Origin of the sequence: Marinobacter sp., from assembly GCF_033722195.1 — a bacterium.
GTDB lineage: Bacteria > Pseudomonadota > Gammaproteobacteria > Pseudomonadales > Oleiphilaceae > Marinobacter.
The window spans coordinates 16,450-33,516 of record NZ_JAWVZL010000011.1 but is presented as its reverse complement, the minus strand read 5'-3'; the positions used below and the strand labels follow the sequence as shown (position 1 = coordinate 33,516).

The following is a 17,067-nucleotide window of genomic DNA, read 5'->3' as shown; positions in this document are numbered from 1 at the left end:
CTTTTGTTGTTGTTGCCTGAGTGTACTGCCAAACACAACGCAGTGGTAAAGTCTTGGACCTCCTCCGCTTACTCAACCGGAAGTCACCATGGCCACGAGTCGTTTGCCCGCCACCGCCTGGATCATTATTACTGCGGCGTCCCTGATTCTGATGCTTGCCTTCGGCCTGCGGGCCAGTTTCGGCCTGTTCGTGCAGCCTATGTCCGAGGCCAATGCCTGGGGGCGGGACCTGATCGGCCTGGCGCTGGCGATCCAGAACCTGGCCTGGGGGGTGATTGCCGTGCTGGCGGGTGGGCTCGCGGATCGGTTCGGCCACGTCGCGGTGCTGGTAGCCGGTGCGCTGCTGTATTCGCTGGGCATCTGGATGACGGCGGGGGTGGACACCGTCTGGGCCCTGCACACCGGCGCGGGCCTGCTGGTCGGTGCCGGTATCGCCGGCACCGGGTTTGGCATCGTGCTGCCACTGATGGCCCGGGCGGTGAGCGAATCGGATCGCCAATGGGTACTGGGAGTGGGCACCGCGGCCGGCTCCCTCGGCCAGTTCCTGGTGGTACCCCTGGTGCAGCAGTTCATCGACTGGTTCGGCTGGGCCGGCGCCCTGCACGCCATGGCGCTGCTGGTGCTGGCGGTGGTGGTGCTGGTGATGCCGCTGGCGCGGCTGCTCAAGCCGGGTTTCAATGGCGCCCCCAACCTGGCGGACCCGGAAACCCTGGTCCAGACCCTGAGAATGGCCCGGGGCCATGCCTCTTACTGGCTGCTCACCCTGGGCTTCTTCGTGTGCGGCTTCAACCTGGCGTTCGTGACCGTGCACATGCCGGCGTTTCTTACCGACAACGGCTTTGACGCCTCGGTGGCGGCCTGGTCCATCGCGCTGATCGGTTTGTGCAACGTGGCCGGCGCCATGCTTGCGGGGATTATTTCAGGAAAGGTTTCCATGAAGGGGGTGCTGATTGTCATCTACTTCGGCCGCGCCGTGGCCATCACCGGCCTGATGCTGTTTCCGCTGACGCTCACCTCGGTGCTGGTATTCAGTTGCGTGATGGGTTTTCTCTGGCTGGCGACGGTGCCGCCCACCAGCGGTCTGGTAGCGGTGATGTTCGGCACCCGCTACATGGCCACCCTCTATGGTGTGGTGTTTCTCGGCCACCAGTTGGGCAGCTTCTGCGGTGTCTGGCTGGGGGGCTGGATATACGAGACCACCGGTTCCTACGACGGCATCTGGTGGGCCGGCATGGTGCTCAGCCTGGTGGCGGTAGCGCTGCACTGGCCGATCCGGGAAGCCCGGGTCTCAGCGCCGGCCACCGAGCCGGCGGTCTGAGGCCCATTTTCGCCCTGTGGGTTTTTCAGGCGCTGGCAAACGCCGCTTCCGGGTTAAGGAAGGTTTTCAGCCACTGACTGAACTCCTCAGCGCCCATGGGACGGGCGATCAGGTAACCCTGTACCTCGTCGCAGCCCAGGGTCTGCACGAATGCCAGACCGTTGCCGGTCTCGACCCCTTCCGCCACCACCGAATAGCCCAGATCGTGGGCCATGGTAATCATTGAGCGCACCAGTGTACGACTCGCAGGCTGGTCTTCCAGCCCCATGATGAAGGACCGGTCGATCTTGACCACGTCGGCGGGAATGCGTTGCAGGTAGGCAAGGCCGCTGTAGCCGGTGCCAAAATCGTCGATGGCGATGCGGGCGCCCGCTTCGGTCAGCGCCTGCAGCTGTTGGGCCGCGGCACGTCCCTTGCTGACCAGGCTGGTCTCGGTAAGTTCCAGCTCGATATTCTCCATTGGCAGTGCCTGCTCTGCCAGGTAGGCGAAAAAACGCTCCGCAAAGTCCGGCTCTTCCAAATTCGCGGCCGCAACGTTAACCGACAATCGGAACCGGGGGTTGTCGCGGATCATAAAGGTGGCCTGTCTGATGGCTTCTCGCAGGACCCAGTCGGTCAGCTGCCGCGCCAGCGGAGTCTTCTCCACAAGTGGTATGAATTCACCGGGAGAGATTTCACCGAGGTCCGGATGATGCCAGCGCAACAAAGCTTCGGCGCCAACGCAGCGGCCATCCTCCAGCGAGATCCGGGGCTGGAAATTGAGGTACAGCTGATCGCCGGCGGCCAGGGCTTCGTGGAACCGGCCGATCAGGCTGAATCGGCGCCGATGGCTGGCATCCGAGGCGGCTGAATAGAGGCCAGTGGTTTCCTCGTTGTCGCGGGCGTCACGGCAGGCGCTGTGGGCCGTGCGCAAGGCATCTGCAGGCGTCATCTTCCCCAGATACAGGGGGGCAATGCCGACCACGGGACGCAGCATAAATGGGGAAGCATTACCGATATCCAGCTCAAGCAGGCCCGCCTGGAGTGCTTCAGCACGTGCGAGAACGGCCTCCTCGGTTCCCTCCTCAAGGTGTGCGAACTGGCCTGAGCCCAGATGGTAAAGGCGCCGCTCCTCGCCGATCAGCTCTTGGAGCCGGCGGCCGGCAGCACGCGTCAATTGGTCAAGGTATGAGGGGCCCATCACCCGTTGCAGGGCTCCAGCCTGGCTGTAGTCGACAACTTCGGTACTCAAGGCAAAACATCGCTCGCCGGAACGGTCCCTGCCCAGATCTTCCACATCGTCCGCAAATTGATTGAAGTTGGGCAAGCCGGTCACCGCATCCACCCGTCCCACGGCATGCTTGAGCTCGATCTGGGCCATGACCATGGCTGCCATATCCTTGAGGGCTGCGATTTCCTCATTGGTGGCGTCTCGCGGCTCGTGGCCCAGCACACACATGGCTCCCAGGGTATAGCCGTCATGGGTCAGCAGCGGCGCACCGGCGTAAAAGCGGATACCGGATTTGGCCAGAGGGCTGTCATGATAGATATCGGATGCTTGCAGGTCCTTGATGATCACAACGCCGGCGCAATCCGACACCTCGCCGCAACAGGCTTTGAACCGTGGAATTTCCCAGTGATCGACGCCAACGCGTGATTTGAACCACTGACGGTCCGAGTCGGTTAGCGAGACAGCCGCAATGGGGAGGCGGAAAAGCTGGCTGGCCATACGGGTGATGCGATCGAAACTCTCGCTGGGCGGGGTATCCAGAAGGTTCAGGCTGCGCAGTACAGCGAGTCGCTCCTGTTCGTAGTCACTCATGCATCCTCCACGATCAAGCCTGCCGTTTAAAATCAAACGAGGCGGTACGCCGAAACCATTCAAAGACTATTTTTGTCTTTTAACGCCGGGCCGAAAGCTTCAACTTTTCCGCGTTTCCCTCTCGTATCAGTGAATTCCTGCGGCACTGCATAAGCCGAGTGGACGACCTGAATGACTCCACTTTATTTCACACTATGAAAGGCAAGGCTGTATTTCAAGGGTGGGAGGGGGCCGGCGAAAGGGCTGTGGCCCTGGATGACAAGTCCGGGGCGAAATCACAGCGCCCCGGGTAAGGAAAAGAGAGCACAGGGAAGAGGTTCAGCCCGCCAGCGGCTCGGACCTGAGCTGTGGCTCCTGGCCGGCCGCCACTTCCAGCCACCAGATGTTCTCGGCCCAGTCCCCGAGCACGATGCGGGTCGCGGGCCGGCCATTGGCCTGGAGCTCATGAACGGCGGGGCGGTGGGTGTGGCCATGGATGAGACGCTGGACACCGTGGGCCTCCATCACCTTCACCACCTCATCGGCAGTGACGTCCATGATGAACTCCTCCTTGCCCTTGTTCCTGGCCATGCTGATCTCGCGGATCTGCCGGGCGACCAGCTGGCGCTCGGCCAGCGGGCGCTTGAGGAAGGCCTGCTGCCATTCCCGGTTGCGCATGCTGGCGCGGAATTTCTGGTACTCCACGTCGGCGGTGCAGAGGCTGTCGCCGTGCATCAGCAGGGTGTCGGTGCCGTAAAGATCCACAACCGTGGGGTCGTCCAGCAGGGTGGCGCCGACCCGGGCGCAGAAATCCTCGCCGATCAGGAAGTCGCGGTTGCCGTGCATGAGGAAGAGTTCGGTACCGCCGGCGCGAACCGCCTTGAGGGCATCCGCCACCTGGTTCTGCAGGGGCGTGTATTCGTCGTCACCGATCCAGGCCTCGAAGAAATCGCCGAGTATGTACAGCCGCTCGGCGGTTTTCGCCCGCTCGTCCAGGAACCGGAGGAAGGCGTCGGTAATGTCCGGCCGGGCTTCCTCCAGGTGCAGGTCGGAGATGAAAAGCGTGGTCAAGCCTTGTCCCCGTCGTCGATGACTTCGGCCTTCTCGATGATCACGTCCTCAACCGGCACATCCTGGTGGCCGTGCTGCAGGGAGGTCTTGACGAAGCGGATGTCGTTGACCACGTCCATGCCTTCCACCACCTTGCCGAAGGCACAGTAACCCCAGCCCTCGGCGGTCTTGGCGGTGTGATCCAGAAAACCGTTGTTCTCCACGTTGATGAAGAACTGGGCAGTCGCCGAGTGGGGGTCCATGGTGCGGGCCATGGCCACGGTGCCGGCCATGTTGCTGAGACCCTTGTCCGCTTCGTTCTTGATGGGCTCGTGGGTCTTGCGGGGCTTCATGCCCGGCTCGAAGCCGCCGCCCTGAATCATGAAATTGCTGATCACACGATGGAAGATCAGACCGTCGTAAAAGCCTTCGCGCACGTACCGTTCGAAGTTCTTCGCGGTTTCCGGCGTGTTCTCGTAATCCAGTTCGATCTTGATATCACCGTAATTGGTTTTCAGCAGAATCATTGAGGGTTCCTGTACCTGTACTGGTGGCTATGGGTGGTGGAAAACATTGCTACGCTTATTGTACTGGAGAGTCACCCACCATGCATAAGCCGGATCCGGATTTCTGTTTGGCAGGCGGGGGCGGCGCAGGAAGGAGGACTTATGGCCGAGGACAAGCTGTCTCGATACCGCAGCAAGCGTGATTTCCGGCGCACCTCCGAGCCCCGTGGCAGCTCGGGTTCCTCGAAGGGCGGCCGCCGCTTTGTGATCCAGAAACACGACGCCACCAGCCTTCACTACGATTTCCGCCTGGAAGTGGAAGGTGTCCTGGTGTCCTGGGCGGTGCCCAAGGGGCCCTCCACCGACCCGGCGGACAAACGGCTGGCCATCCAGACCGAGGATCACCCGCTCGACTACGCTGACTTCGAGGGCTGCATCCCTTCCGGCGAATACGGTGCCGGCACCGTCATGGTCTGGGACGCCGGCCGTTACCGCAACCTGCGAGCGGACAAGGGCCGCGATTCGCGGGACATGGGGGCCTCGCTGGAGGAGGGCCTGGTGGAAGTCTGGCTGGAAGGGGAGAAGCTGCAGGGAGGTTACGCCCTGAAACGCACCCGGGGCGGCGACAACCCCCAGTGGCTGTTGATCAAGATGGACGATGACGGTGCCGACGCCCGCAGGAATCCCGTCTCCACCGAGCCTGACTCGGTCAAGTCCGGGCGTTCCCTGGAAGAGATCGCGGAGGAGGGCGGCGACCATGACTGACTGGCGCAAGAGCCTGGCTGAGAGCGACCGCAAGCGTCTGGAGAAAACGTCCTTCCCGGACTGGATGGACGCCATGAAGGCCACTCTCACCGACGAGCCGTTCTCGTCATCCGACTGGATTTTCGAGCCCAAGCTGGACGGGGAAAGGCTGCTGGCCTTCGTCCACGACGGCAAGGCCCGGTTGTATTCCCGCAATCGCAAGTGCCTCGATGACACCTACCCGGAGCTGGTGGAGGCGATTTCCGGCCAGGCGACCACCGATATGGTGCTGGATGGCGAGGTGGTGGCTTTCAGGGACGGGCTGAGCAGTTTCTCCCGGCTCCAGGGCCGGCTGGGGATCAAGGACCCCGAGGAAGCCCGTGACACCGGCATCGATGTCTCCCTGTACCTGTTCGACCTGCTCTACTACGACGGTCAGGACCTGCGGGCGTTGCCGCTGACAAGCCGCAAGCAGCTGCTCAAGGAGGCACTGGCGTTCGATGACCCGCTGCGCTTTACCAGCCACCGCAACGAGGATGGCGAAAGCTATTACCGGGAGGCCTGTGACAGAGGCTGGGAAGGCCTGATCGCCAAGCGGGCCGACAGTCCCTACCGTTCGTCCCGATCCAGGCACTGGCTGAAGTTCAAGTGTGTCAACCGGCAGGAACTGGTGATCGGAGGCTACACCGATCCGGAGGGCGAGCGAACCTGTTTCGGCGCCCTCCTGCTGGGCTATTACCAGGACGGCGATCTGCGCTATGCCGGTCGGGTCGGCACTGGTTTCGACCAGGCCATGCTGGAGGATCTGCACAAACAGCTGAAAAAGCGGGTGCGCAAGACCAGCCCGTTCGACGACAGCGCGCCTGGGGAGGGCGAGCGGACCCACTGGGTGACCCCGGAGCTGGTCTGCGAGGTGGGTTTCACCGAGTGGACCCGCGATGGTCGCCTGAGGCATCCCCGTTTTCTGGGCTTGCGGGAGGACAAACCGGCCTCGCAGGTCCGGCGCGAGCGACCGCAATAGCCCTGCCACCGATACGGAGGACGCACCATGGCAAAACGACAGTACGGCCCCTATACCGTGGAGCTGTCGAAGCAGGACAAGACCCTGTTCCCGGACGCCGGCATTACCAAGGGTCAGTTGGTGGACTATTACGAAGCCGTGGCCGACACCATGCTGGCCTACCTGGAAGACCGGCCCCTGGCGCTGCGCCGTTACCCGGATGGCCTGGACGGCGACAGCTTCGTCCAGCAGCGGGCGTCTGATCATTTTCCCGACTGGCTGGAAACCGTAACCGTGGCGCGCGCCGAGTCCGATAACGACGACAAGGACGAAGAGGTGGAGCACCCGGTGTGTGGCAATCTCGCGTCGCTGGTGTATTTGGCAGACCAGGCCGCCATCGAGTTCCACCGCTGGCTGGCCCGGCGCGACCGCCTCGACCATCCGGACCTGATGGTGTTTGACCTGGACCCGTCAACCGATGCCTTCGGGCCGGTGGTGGACGCCGCCCGCAAGGTGGTTGAGCTGATCCGGGAGCTGGATGCCACGCCTTATGTGATGACCACCGGTTCCCGCGGCCTGCACGTGGTTCTGCCCCTGCGCCGCGGCGCCGGCTTCGATGACGTCCGTGAGGTCGCCGAGACCATGGCGGACACCCTGGCCGACCGGTATCCCGACAGCCTTACCACCGAGCACCGCAAACGCGATCGCGGCAAGCGCATCTACCTGGACGTCATGCGCAACGCCTATGGCCAGACCTCCATAACCCCGTATTCGGTGCGGGCCAGGGCCGGTGCTCCGGTGGCCATGCCACTGACCCTGGACGAGCTGGATGATTCCGGGCTGCGGCCAGACGGCTACAATCTCGAGGGCGCCCGCAAGCGCCTGGAGCAGGCCGGCGATGCCTGGCAGGGCATGCACAGGCACGGGGTTTCGCTGGCCTCACTCAGGAAATCCCTGTGAGCTGAGGGCGGGGTAAGGCCGTGGAATGACGACTTTGCGTTGCGGACATGAGTCCGGCCGGGTTTTGTGAGTATAATAGTGGGTTTAAGACCCATTCTTTTCAGTTCGAGACCCTATGAGCGCCGAGTCGAAGAAAGCCCACAACTTCATCCAGAGCCTGATCGAAGACAGTATCCGTGCCGGCACCCATACCGGCCCGGTGGTCACCCGGTTTCCGCCGGAGCCCAACGGCTACCTGCACGTGGGTCACGCCAAGTCCATCTGCCTGAATTTCGGCATCGCCGAGACCTTCGACGGCCTTTGCAACCTGCGCTTCGACGACACCAATCCGGAAAAGGAGAACCAGGAGTACATCGACGCCATCAAGGCCGATGTCGCCTGGCTGGGCTACGAATGGAACGGCGAAGTGCGCTACGCCTCGGACTACTTCGATGCCATCTACGATTTTGCCGTCGAACTGATCGAGAAGGGCAAGGCCTATGTCTGCGCGCTGACCGCCGAGCAGATGGCGGAGTACCGTGGCTCGCTGAAGGAGCCCGGGCGCAACAGCCCCTACCGTGACCGGCCGGTCGCAGAGAACCTGCAGCTGTTCCGGGACATGCGGGACGGCAAGTTCGCCAATGGCGAGCTGGTGCTGCGGGCAAAGATCGACATGGCGTCCCCCAACATCAACCTGCGGGACCCCATTCTCTACCGCATCCGGTATGCCGAGCATCACCAGACCGGCGACAAATGGTGCATCTACCCGATGTACGACTTCACCCATCCGATTTCCGATGCCCTGGAGGGGATCACTCACTCCCTGTGCACCCTGGAGTTCGAGGATCACCGGCCGCTCTACGACTGGGTTCTGGAGAACATTTCCGCACCCTGCCAGCCCCGGCAGATCGAGTTCGCCCGGCTGAACCTGAACTACACCATCACCAGCAAGCGCAAGCTCAAGCGCCTGGTGGACGAGGGCCATTGCGACAGTTGGGATGACCCCCGTATGCCCACGATCTCCGGTATGCGCCGGCGTGGCTACACCCCCGAAAGCCTGCGCAATTTCTGCGACATGATCGGCGTCAACAAGGCCGGTGGTACCGTCGACGTGGGTATGCTGGAGCATGCCATCCGGGAGGACCTCAATACTCGGGCGCCCCGCGCCATGTGCGTGATGCGGCCATTGATGGTGACCCTGATCAACTACCCCGAAGGCCAGGTGGAGAACCTGAGCCTGCCGGTGCACCCGCAGGACCCGGCCATGGGTGAGCGGGAGGTGCCCTGGACCCGGACCCTGTTCATCGACCGGGAGGACTTTGCCGAGGAGCCGCCCCGCAAGTGGAAGCGGCTGGCACCGGGTCAGGCCGTGCGTCTGCGGGGCGGCTACGTGATGACCTGCCGCGAGGTGGTACGGGATGACGCCGGCGAGATCGTCGAGCTGCGCTGCGAGTACGACCCCGCCACCCTGGGTGTGAATCCGGAAGGCTACAAACCCAATGGCGTGATCCACTGGGTATCCGCCAGCGAGAGTGTCGAGGTGGACATCAATCAGTACGACCGCCTGTTCAACCACGAGTCACCGGACAGCGATCGGGAAGGGGACTTTACCGATCACCTGAACCCGGAATCCCTGGTGCGGATCACCAGTGCCCGGGTGGAGAAGAGCCTGCTGTCGCCGCGGCAGGACCTGCCTTACCAGTTCGAGCGGGAAGGCTACTTCTTCTTTGATCCCAAGGTATCCCGGCCGGGCCGGCCCACCTTCAACCGCACCGTCACGCTCAGGGATTCCTGGGCCAAAACCAACGCCTGAACCACCGGACGAGCACCGACGTGATCCGAATCTACAACACGCTGAGCCAGCGCAAGGAAGACCTTGCCCCGATTGAGCCGGGCAAGGTCCGCATGTACGTCTGCGGCATGACGGTTTACGACTACTGTCACCTGGGTCATGCCCGGGTGCTGACCGCCTTCGACGTGATCACCCGATATCTGCGTCACAGCGGCTTCGACGTCCACTACGTGCGCAACATCACCGACATCGACGACAAGATCCTGCGCCGGGCCGAGGACAACGGCGAGGACTTCCAAGCCCTGACCGAGCGCATGATCGCCGCCATGCACGAGGACGAGGCCCGGCTGGGCATCCTGCCGCCCACGGAGGAGCCCCGGGCCACCGCCTTCATCGACGAGATCATCGCCATGATTCACGTGCTGGTGAGCAACGGCTACGCCTACGCGGCGGATAATGGCGACGTCTACTTTGAAGTGGATGCCTTCGACGGCTATGGCAAGCTCAGCAAGAAGAAGCTGGAGGACCTGATCGCGGGCGCCCGGGTGGATGTCCAGGAGGCCAAGCGCAGCCCGGCGGATTTCGTGCTCTGGAAAGCCGCCAAACCCGGCGAGGTGAGCTGGCCCTCCCCCTGGGGAGACGGCCGGCCCGGCTGGCACATCGAATGTTCCGCCATGTCCACCTGCTGCCTGGGGAATACTTTCGACATCCATGGCGGCGGCCCGGACCTGCTGTTTCCGCACCATGAGAACGAGATCGCCCAGTCCGAGGCGGCCACCGGCCAGAGATTCGTCAACACCTGGATGCATGCCGGCGCGGTGCGGGTCAATAAAGAGAAGATGTCCAAGTCGCTGGGTAACTTCTTTACCATCCGCGAGATCCTGGAAAAGTACCCGCCCGAGGTGGTGCGCTATTTCCTGATCTCCAGCCATTACCGTAGCCAGGTGGACTACTCCGAGGACAACCTGGCGGAGGCGGGCCGCACCCTGAGCCGGCTTTACCAGGCGCTCCGGGGTCTGGTGCCCGCCAAGGCGGTGGCGGAGACCGAGTTCGACCGGCGCTTCCAGACCGCCATGGACGACGACTTCAACACCCCGGAGGCCATGACCGTACTGCACGCGGTGGCCTCGGAGCTCAACCTGCAGCGCCGAGACGGCCGCGATGACGACGCGGCCGAAAGTGCCGCGGTGCTGGTGCGCCTGGGCAAAGTGCTGGGTGTTCTGCAGCAGGATCCGGAGGCCTTCTTCAAGGCCGGCGGTGAGGGTGATCTGAGTGCCGACGCCATCGAGCAGATGATCCAGGCCCGCAACCAGGCCCGTAAAGACCGGGATTTCGCCGAGGCGGACCGGATCCGGGACGAGCTGGCGGATAAAGGTGTGATCCTGGATGACTCCCGGGAGGGCACCAGCTGGCGGCGGGTCTGAGCACCCGGACCGTCAGGCATGATCTGAAGGACAATATGGCGTAAACTACGCGCCCTAAAAAAGAAAAGCGTCTGGCCGGCGAGACCCGGTCGGGCGATGGCTCAGCCCCGGTTGCTCACTGTTGCCGGGGTTGGTCGGGGGAATTCAGCAACGAGTGAGGCAACAACGATGACAGAACGCGTTCAAGTGGGCGGCCTACAGGTCGCAAAGGTCCTGCTGGACTTCATCAATAATGAGGCGATCCCGGGCACCGGCATTGATGCCGACAAGCTCTGGTCCGAATTTGACGCCATCGTTCACGAACTGGCGCCCCGTAACCGGGAGCTGCTGGCCAAGCGTGACGACATCCAGGCCAAGATGGACCAGTGGTACCGTGACCACAAGGGTCAGCCCATCAACATGAACGACTACAAGTCCTTCCTGACCGACATCGGCTATCTGGTGAAGGAGCCCGAGGACTTCAGCGTCACCACCGCCAACGTGGACCCGGAAGTGGCGACCATGGCCGGCCCGCAGCTGGTGGTGCCGGTGATGAACGCCCGCTTTGCCCTGAACGCTGCCAACGCCCGCTGGGGCAGCCTGTACGACGCCCTCTATGGCACCGACGTGCTGTCCGAGGAAGACGGCGCCGAGAAAGGCCGCGGCTACAACCCGGTCCGCGGTGCCAAAGTCATCGACTACGCCCGCAAGGTGCTGGACGCGTCCGCACCCCTGGCCCAGGGCAGCCACAAGGACGCCGCCAAATACTCGGTGGCCGACGGCAAGCTGGTGGTCAAGCTGCAAAATGGTGACAGCACCGGCCTGAAGGACCCGGCCGGCTTCGTCGGCTACACCGGCGCCCAGAATGAGCCCACCGGCATCCTGCTGGTGAAGAACGGCATGCACTTCGAGATCCAGATCGACGCCAGCCACCCCATTGGCAAGAGCGACGGCGCCCACGTCAAGGACGTGCTGATGGAGTCTGCCCTGACCACCATCATGGACTGTGAGGACTCGGTAGCTGCGGTTGACGCCAACGACAAGGCGCTGGCCTATCGTAACTGGTTGGGCCTGATGAAGGGCGACCTGAAGGAGAGCTTCGAGAAGGGCGGCGAGACCATCACCCGCAAAATGCACGCCGACCGCAGCTACACCGCCGCCGACGGCAGCGACCTGGTGCTCAAGGGCCGCAGCCTGATGTTCATCCGTAACGTGGGTCACCTGATGACCAACGGCGCCATCCTGGACAAGGAAGGCAACGAAGTGCCCGAAGGCCTGATGGACGGCATGTTCACCTCCCTGATCGCGATCCATGACCTCAAGGGCAACGGGCCGCTGCGCAACAGCACCGCCGGCAGCGTCTACATCGTCAAGCCCAAGATGCACGGTCCGGAAGAAGTGGCCTTCACCAATGAGTTCTTTGGCCGTGTCGAGGACGCGCTGGGTCTGCCGCGCTTCACCCTGAAAGTGGGCATCATGGATGAGGAACGTCGCACCACCGTCAACCTCAAGGCCTGCATCAAGGCTGCCAAGGACCGCTGCGTGTTCATCAACACCGGCTTCCTTGACCGCACCGGTGACGAGATCCACACCTCCATGGAGGCCGGCCCGGTCCTGCCCAAGGCCGACATGAAGAAGGCCACCTGGATCCAGGCCTACGAGAACTGGAACGTGGACATTGGCCTGGCCTGCGGCCTCAAGGGCAAGGCCCAGATTGGCAAGGGCATGTGGCCCATGCCGGACAAGATGGCGGACATGATGGACGCCAAGATCGGTCACCCCAAGGCCGGCGCCAACACCGCCTGGGTACCGTCCCCCACCGCCGCCACCCTGCATGCATTGCACTACCACCAGGTGGACGTGGCGCAGGTGCAGGCCGAGCTGGCCAAGCGCGAGCGCGCCAAGGTGGAGGACATCCTGACCGTGCCGCTGATGAAGGACCCGAAGGCCCTCTCCGAGGACGTCGCCAGGAAAGAACTGGACAACAACGCCCAGGGTATTCTCGGCTACGTGGTGCGCTGGATCGACCAGGGTGTGGGCTGCTCCAAGGTACCCGACATCAATGACGTGGGCCTGATGGAAGACCGCGCCACCCTGCGGATCTCCTCGCAGCACATCTGCAACTGGCTGTACCACGGCATCTACACCGAAGAGCAGGTGATGGAAGCCCTCAAGCGCATGGCGGAAGTGGTGGATCGTCAGAACGCCAATGACCCGGCCTACCGCAACATGGCGCCCAACTACGACGACAGCGTTGCCTTCCAGGCCGCCGTTGATCTGGTGCTCAAGGGCCGCGAGCAGCCCAACGGCTATACCGAGCCGCTGCTGCACGCCTACCGCCTGAAGGCGAAAGCCAAGTACGGCCAGAAGTAAGGCCGTCAGGTACAAAAAACCCCGCTGAGGCGGGGTTTTTTTTGGCTGGCGTTTGGCCGGGCTCAGTCGGGGTGGAGCTCGTCGGCCGCGTAGAGGGTGTTTTTCAGCAGCATGGCGATGGTCATGGGGCCGACACCGCCGGGAACCGGGGTGATGTAGGCTGCCCGCTCACAGGCGGCCTCGAACTCCACGTCGCCGTTGAGGGTGCCGTCCGGCATCCGGTTGATGCCGACGTCAATGACGGTGGCGCCGGGCTTGATCCAGTCGCCTTTTACCAGGTCGGGCTTGCCGGCCGCCGCGATCAGGATGTCGGCGTCGCGGACGTAGCCGGCCAGGTCATTGGTGAAGCGGTGGGTCACGGTGGTGGTGGCGCCCCGCAAAAGCAGCTCCATGCACATGGGCCGGCCGACGATGTTGGACGCGCCCACGATCACCGCATGCTGACCGGTGTAGGGCGTGTCGATGCTGTCCAGCAGGGCGATGATGCCGGCCGGTGTACAGGGCCGCAGTTCCGGCTTGCGCTGCACCAGGCGGCCGATGTTGTAGGGATGGAAGCCGTCCACGTCCTTGTCGGAGCGGATCTTCACCAGGATGGGGTCGGCGTCCAGGTGGGCGGGCAGGGGCAGCTGCACCAGGATGCCGTCCACCGCCGGGTTGTCGTTGAGTTCGTCAATCAGGGCTTCCAGTGTCTGCTGGCTGGTATCCGCCGGCAGGTCGTAGGACATGGACAGGATGCCGGCCTGCTCGCAGGCGTTGCGCTTGTTGCGCACATAAACCTGGGAGGCGGGGTCTTCCCCCACCAGCACCACGGCCAGTCCGGGCGGGCGCAGACCCTGCTCAAGGCGGACCTTGACGCCGGTGGCGACCTGCTGGCGAACCTGGGCGGCGATTTCTTTTCCGTTGATCAGTTTGGCGGTCATGGCTTTCTAAATGGGTATCCTGGTCTTGGTGGCTGTCCTGGGACCTGGGCATGCGGCGACTGCCCCGCATCCGTGAAGATCCGGGCGCCCCCGACGTGAAAACGTGAAGGCCGGCATTGTCGCATGTCAGCGGATTTTCGCCAATGTGCCAGCCGCGCCGTGTTAGACTGTTGGCACGGGCAAGGGCCCGCCATGGCGGCGCCTTGGCAATTCCGTGTTGACGGGTTGTGATACCGCCGGTATCATTCGCGCCAACTTTGCTGAGGCACTTGTTGTTCAGGTTGTCCGGGGTATAGCGCAGTCTGGTAGCGCGCCTGCTTTGGGAGCAGGATGTCGGGAGTTCGAATCTCTCTACCCCGACCATTCGGCAACTGGAATGTCAGGTGGGCGAAAGGTTATGCGCCCGTAGCTCAGCTGGATAGAGCAACGGCCTTCTAAGCCGTGGGTCGCAGGTTCGAGTCCTGCCGGGCGCGCCACTCTGGCCGCCGGTCAGGTTCCAGCCTCAGCCCCAGCGCCAGGCAAGGTTACACGGGTCGCAAGGCCTGTGGGTTGAAAATGTGATGTTGGCTTCAGGCGCGCACCGCGTGCTGTGCAGATCAACGATGTGGTGGGCGTAGCTCAGTTGGTAGAGCTCAGGATTGTGACTCCTGCGGTCGAGGGTTCGAACCCCTTCGTCCACCCCAATTTTTCAGCTTCAGTAGTTGTCCGCACTTGTTGAACCCCCGGGTAGTTGTCGTACCATCCCTCTCAGGTCTGCAAGACGTGTGCGAAAGTGGCGGAACTGGTAGACGCGCTGGATTTAGGTTCCAGTGGGGCAACCCGTGAGAGTTCGAGTCTCTCCTTTCGCACCATTTCCTGTTATGTCTCCTTTATTTCTGTCCGTGCTTCCCGGAATTGTCTGTTCCCCCCCCCGGTAACATTGGTTGGGTGATTCTCTCCGACCAGATAACCGTGATAAACTATCGCTTTTAATTTTCGCGGCATCCCCCGCGGCCAATTGTCTTTGCGGCCCCGGGAGCGCGATTCATTCCACGACTGAACCGGCAATTTGAGGATCTTCCATGCAAGTGTCTGTTGAAACGACGTCCAACATCGAGCGTCGGATGACCATTGGCGTGCCCGCCCAGGAAATCGACCAGGCGGTCGAAAAGCGTCTGCAGAACACCGCCCGCACCGTCAAGATGAACGGTTTCCGCCCGGGTAAGGTGCCGCTGAGCGTGGTCCGGCGCCGGTTTGGTGACAGTGTCCGCCAGGAAGTGGTGGGCGAGGTCATGCGTGACAGCTACGTCAAGGCGCTGGAAGAGAAAGACATTGCTCCGGCGGGCTGGCCCCGGTTCGAGCCCAAGACCATGGAAGCCGGCAAGGACCTGGAATTCGTGGCCATTTTCGAAGTGATGCCGGAGATCGAAGTGGGTGATCTCAGCAAGATCGAAGTGGAGAAGCCCAAGGCCGAAGTGGCGGACAAGGACATCGACACCATGATCGACAACCTTCGCCGCCAGCAGGCGGACATGAAGTCGGTCAAGCGCAAGTCCAAGAAGAAGGACGTGGTCAACATCGACTTCAAGGGCTATGTCGACGGCGAGGCCTTCGAGGGCGGTGAGGCCCAGGGCCACAAGCTGACACTGGGCTCCGGCCAGATGATCCCCGGTTTCGAGGAGGGCATCATCGGTGCCAAGGCCGGCGAGGAGCTGGAGATCGAGGTGACCTTCCCGGAGGATTACCAGAACGAAGAGCTGGCCGGCAAGGCCGCCAAGTTCGAGATCAAGGTCAACGACGTTCAGGAGCCGGTACTGCCGGAGCTGGACGAGGAGTTCTTCAAGAAGTTCGGCATCGAGGCCGCCGATGAGGCCGGCTTCCGCGAGGAAGTAAAGAAGAACATGGAGCGCGAGCTCAAGCAGGCGGTGTCCAACAAGGTCAAGAACGACGTGGTGGAAGGGCTGCTGGAGACCACCGAGCTGGAGGTCCCCCAGGCCCTGATCGACCAGGAGATCGACCGTCTGCGCCAGGACGCTGTCCAGCGCTTCGGTGGCCAGATGGACCCCAAGCAGCTGCCGGCTGAGCTGTTCACCGACCAGGCCAAGCGCCGGGTCAAGACCGGCCTGCTGTTCCAGGAGCTGGTGAAGCAGAACGACCTGAAAGCCTCGCCGGAAAAAGTGGACGAAAAGATCCAGGAAATTGCTTCTACGTATGAACAGCCTGATGAGGTTGTTGCCCACTTCAACAGCAATCCGCAGCAGAAGGCCCAGATCGAGTCCGCGGTGCTGGAAGACGAAGTGGTTGATTTTGTCCTGAGCCAGGCCAAGGTCAAGGAAAAGAAAATGAAGTACGAAGAGGCGGTACAGGCCGGCCAGCAGCAGCGCTAAGGGTTTTGGCGCCGGCCGGGCTCCCCGGTCGGCGGCCTTGCCAGCGCACGCCGGCCGGTTCATCCGCTGGAGAAGACAGCCGGCACGACCGGCTGTTTTCATCTTGGTGGCTTACTGGCAAAGTACTGCTAGAGTACGGCTACCGGATTCGGTACTACCGGATTCAGAGTATCGCTACCCCATTTCGACTAGGAGATCAGGCGCATCATGATGCAGAAACCGTTTGATGGTTCCGCGACAGCACCCAGTTCCGCTCTGGTGCCGATCGTTATCGAGCAGACCGCCCGCGGTGAGCGTTCTTTCGACATTTATTCACGTCTTCTGAAAGAGCGCGTCATTTTCATGGTGGGCCAGGTCGAGGACCATATGGCCAACCTGATCGTGGCCCAGCTGCTGTTTCTCGAGTCCGAGAACCCGGACAAGGACATCCACCTGTACATCAACAGCCCGGGTGGCTCGGTGACTGCCGGCATGTCCATCTATGACACCATGCAGTTCATCAAGCCGGATGTATCCACCCTGTGTGTCGGCCAGGCCGCCAGCATGGGTGCCCTGTTGCTGGCCGGCGGTGCTGCGGGCAAGCGTGCCTGCCTGCCCAATTCACGGGTGATGATCCACCAGCCTCTGGGCGGCTACCAGGGCCAGGCCTCCGATATCGAGATCCACACCCGTGAGATCCTCAAGATCCGGAACACCCTGAACGAGATTCTGGCCCACCACACCGGACAGGACCTCGAGACCGTGGCCCGTGACACCGACCGCGACTATTTCATGGATCCCACCCAGGCCAAGCAGTACGGTTTGGTGGACTCGGTACTTGATAAGCGCGTATCGAATAAATAATACTGAATTAATCGCAACACGCGTTGGCGGCGT

The 17,067-nt window shown here is 62.5% G+C and carries 13 protein-coding genes and 4 tRNA genes; 13 read left to right on the top strand and 4 right to left on the bottom strand.

Annotated elements, in window-relative coordinates; genetic code table 11:
• Positions 1–88: 88 nt before the first annotated feature.
• The gene (locus tag R3280_RS03730) at positions 89–1,318 is read left to right on the top strand and encodes an MFS transporter (protein ID WP_318997236.1); all 1,230 of its coding nucleotides are present in this window, start codon (positions 89–91) and stop codon (positions 1,316–1,318) included.
• Between the two features lie 25 nt (positions 1,319–1,343).
• Here the strand turns inward: R3280_RS03730 and R3280_RS03725 are convergent, their stop codons facing one another.
• From R3280_RS03725 to R3280_RS03715, 3 genes are all read right to left on the bottom strand, one after another.
• A complete protein-coding gene (locus tag R3280_RS03725) occupies positions 1,344–3,182 on the bottom strand; it encodes a sensor domain-containing phosphodiesterase (protein ID WP_318997235.1) in 1,839 nt (612 codons plus the stop codon).
• A 255-nt stretch (positions 3,183–3,437) separates the two neighbouring features.
• Positions 3,438–4,169 carry a UDP-2,3-diacylglucosamine diphosphatase gene (locus R3280_RS03720; protein ID WP_318997234.1) on the bottom strand — a complete coding sequence of 244 codons (732 nt, stop codon included), beginning with the start codon at positions 4,167–4,169 and terminating at the stop codon, positions 3,438–3,440.
• Positions 4,166–4,675 (bottom strand): peptidylprolyl isomerase, encoded by a 510-nt coding sequence (locus R3280_RS03715; RefSeq protein WP_318997233.1) that lies wholly within the window; start codon positions 4,673–4,675, stop codon positions 4,166–4,168. The genes R3280_RS03720 and R3280_RS03715 overlap by 4 nt, the downstream gene beginning before the upstream one ends.
• A gap of 141 nt (positions 4,676–4,816) precedes the next feature.
• On the opposite strand from R3280_RS03715, the gene R3280_RS03710 reads away from it, so the two are divergent.
• The 6 genes from R3280_RS03710 (at position 4,817) to R3280_RS03685 (ending at position 12,905) form a co-directional block, all read left to right on the top strand.
• Entirely contained in the window at positions 4,817–5,419 is a 603-nt protein-coding gene (locus R3280_RS03710) for a DNA polymerase ligase N-terminal domain-containing protein (RefSeq protein ID WP_318997232.1), read from the top strand.
• Positions 5,412–6,419: a non-homologous end-joining DNA ligase gene (ligD, locus tag R3280_RS03705; RefSeq protein WP_318997231.1), complete on the top strand. Its 1,008-nt coding sequence runs from the start codon at positions 5,412–5,414 to the stop codon at positions 6,417–6,419. The genes R3280_RS03710 and ligD (R3280_RS03705) overlap by 8 nt, the downstream gene beginning before the upstream one ends.
• 27 nt (positions 6,420–6,446) lie before the next feature.
• Positions 6,447–7,358, top strand: coding sequence for a non-homologous end-joining DNA ligase (gene ligD, locus R3280_RS03700; RefSeq protein ID WP_318997230.1), 912 nt, complete (start codon positions 6,447–6,449; stop codon positions 7,356–7,358).
• 115 nt (positions 7,359–7,473) lie between these two features.
• On the top strand, positions 7,474–9,150 hold the full coding sequence (locus tag R3280_RS03695; RefSeq protein ID WP_318997229.1) for a glutamine--tRNA ligase/YqeY domain fusion protein: 1,677 nt from the start codon (positions 7,474–7,476) through the stop codon (positions 9,148–9,150).
• A gap of 20 nt (positions 9,151–9,170) precedes the next feature.
• Positions 9,171–10,553: a cysteine--tRNA ligase gene (gene cysS / locus R3280_RS03690; RefSeq protein WP_318997228.1), complete on the top strand. Its 1,383-nt coding sequence runs from the start codon at positions 9,171–9,173 to the stop codon at positions 10,551–10,553.
• Positions 10,554–10,721: 168 nt separating this feature from the next.
• Complete coding sequence (locus R3280_RS03685; RefSeq protein WP_318997227.1) at positions 10,722–12,905, top strand: malate synthase G; 2,184 nt, start codon at positions 10,722–10,724, stop codon at positions 12,903–12,905.
• Between the two features lie 62 nt (positions 12,906–12,967).
• Here the strand turns inward: R3280_RS03685 and folD are convergent, their stop codons facing one another.
• The gene (gene folD, locus R3280_RS03680) at positions 12,968–13,825 is read right to left on the bottom strand and encodes a bifunctional methylenetetrahydrofolate dehydrogenase/methenyltetrahydrofolate cyclohydrolase FolD (protein ID WP_318997226.1); all 858 of its coding nucleotides are present in this window, start codon (positions 13,823–13,825) and stop codon (positions 12,968–12,970) included.
• A gap of 286 nt (positions 13,826–14,111) precedes the next feature.
• Here folD and R3280_RS03675 point away from each other — a divergent pair.
• The 6 genes from R3280_RS03675 to clpP all read left to right on the top strand — a co-directional run bounded on the left by R3280_RS03675 (position 14,112) and on the right by clpP (position 17,034).
• Positions 14,112–14,188, top strand: a tRNA-Pro gene (locus tag R3280_RS03675).
• A gap of 36 nt (positions 14,189–14,224) precedes the next feature.
• A tRNA-Arg gene (locus tag R3280_RS03670) sits at positions 14,225–14,301 on the top strand.
• A 131-nt stretch (positions 14,302–14,432) separates the two neighbouring features.
• Positions 14,433–14,508: transfer RNA gene (locus R3280_RS03665), tRNA-His, on the top strand.
• Between the two features lie 83 nt (positions 14,509–14,591).
• Positions 14,592–14,676: transfer RNA gene (locus R3280_RS03660), tRNA-Leu, on the top strand.
• A gap of 210 nt (positions 14,677–14,886) precedes the next feature.
• The gene (gene tig / locus R3280_RS03655) at positions 14,887–16,191 is read left to right on the top strand and encodes a trigger factor (protein WP_318997225.1); all 1,305 of its coding nucleotides are present in this window, start codon (positions 14,887–14,889) and stop codon (positions 16,189–16,191) included.
• A gap of 207 nt (positions 16,192–16,398) precedes the next feature.
• Positions 16,399–17,034 (top strand): ATP-dependent Clp endopeptidase proteolytic subunit ClpP, encoded by a 636-nt coding sequence (gene clpP, locus R3280_RS03650; RefSeq protein WP_318997224.1) that lies wholly within the window; start codon positions 16,399–16,401, stop codon positions 17,032–17,034.
• Positions 17,035–17,067: the final 33 nt, after the last annotated feature.

Coding starts and splice junctions, on each gene's coding strand:
- R3280_RS03685 (WP_318997227.1), top strand. CDS start 10,722: ATGACAGAACGCGTTCAAGTGGGCGGCCTACAGGTCGCAAAGGTCCTG.
- R3280_RS03710 (WP_318997232.1), top strand. CDS start 4,817: ATGGCCGAGGACAAGCTGTCTCGATACCGCAGCAAGCGTGATTTCCGG.
- R3280_RS03730 (WP_318997236.1), top strand. CDS start 89: ATGGCCACGAGTCGTTTGCCCGCCACCGCCTGGATCATTATTACTGCG.
- R3280_RS03695 (WP_318997229.1), top strand. CDS start 7,474: ATGAGCGCCGAGTCGAAGAAAGCCCACAACTTCATCCAGAGCCTGATC.
- ligD (WP_318997230.1), top strand. CDS start 6,447: ATGGCAAAACGACAGTACGGCCCCTATACCGTGGAGCTGTCGAAGCAG.
- tig (WP_318997225.1), top strand. CDS start 14,887: ATGCAAGTGTCTGTTGAAACGACGTCCAACATCGAGCGTCGGATGACC.
- clpP (WP_318997224.1), top strand. CDS start 16,399: ATGATGCAGAAACCGTTTGATGGTTCCGCGACAGCACCCAGTTCCGCT.
- R3280_RS03715 (WP_318997233.1), bottom strand. CDS start 4,675: ATGATTCTGCTGAAAACCAATTACGGTGATATCAAGATCGAACTGGAT.
- folD (WP_318997226.1), bottom strand. CDS start 13,825: ATGACCGCCAAACTGATCAACGGAAAAGAAATCGCCGCCCAGGTTCGC.
- ligD (WP_318997231.1), top strand. CDS start 5,412: ATGACTGACTGGCGCAAGAGCCTGGCTGAGAGCGACCGCAAGCGTCTG.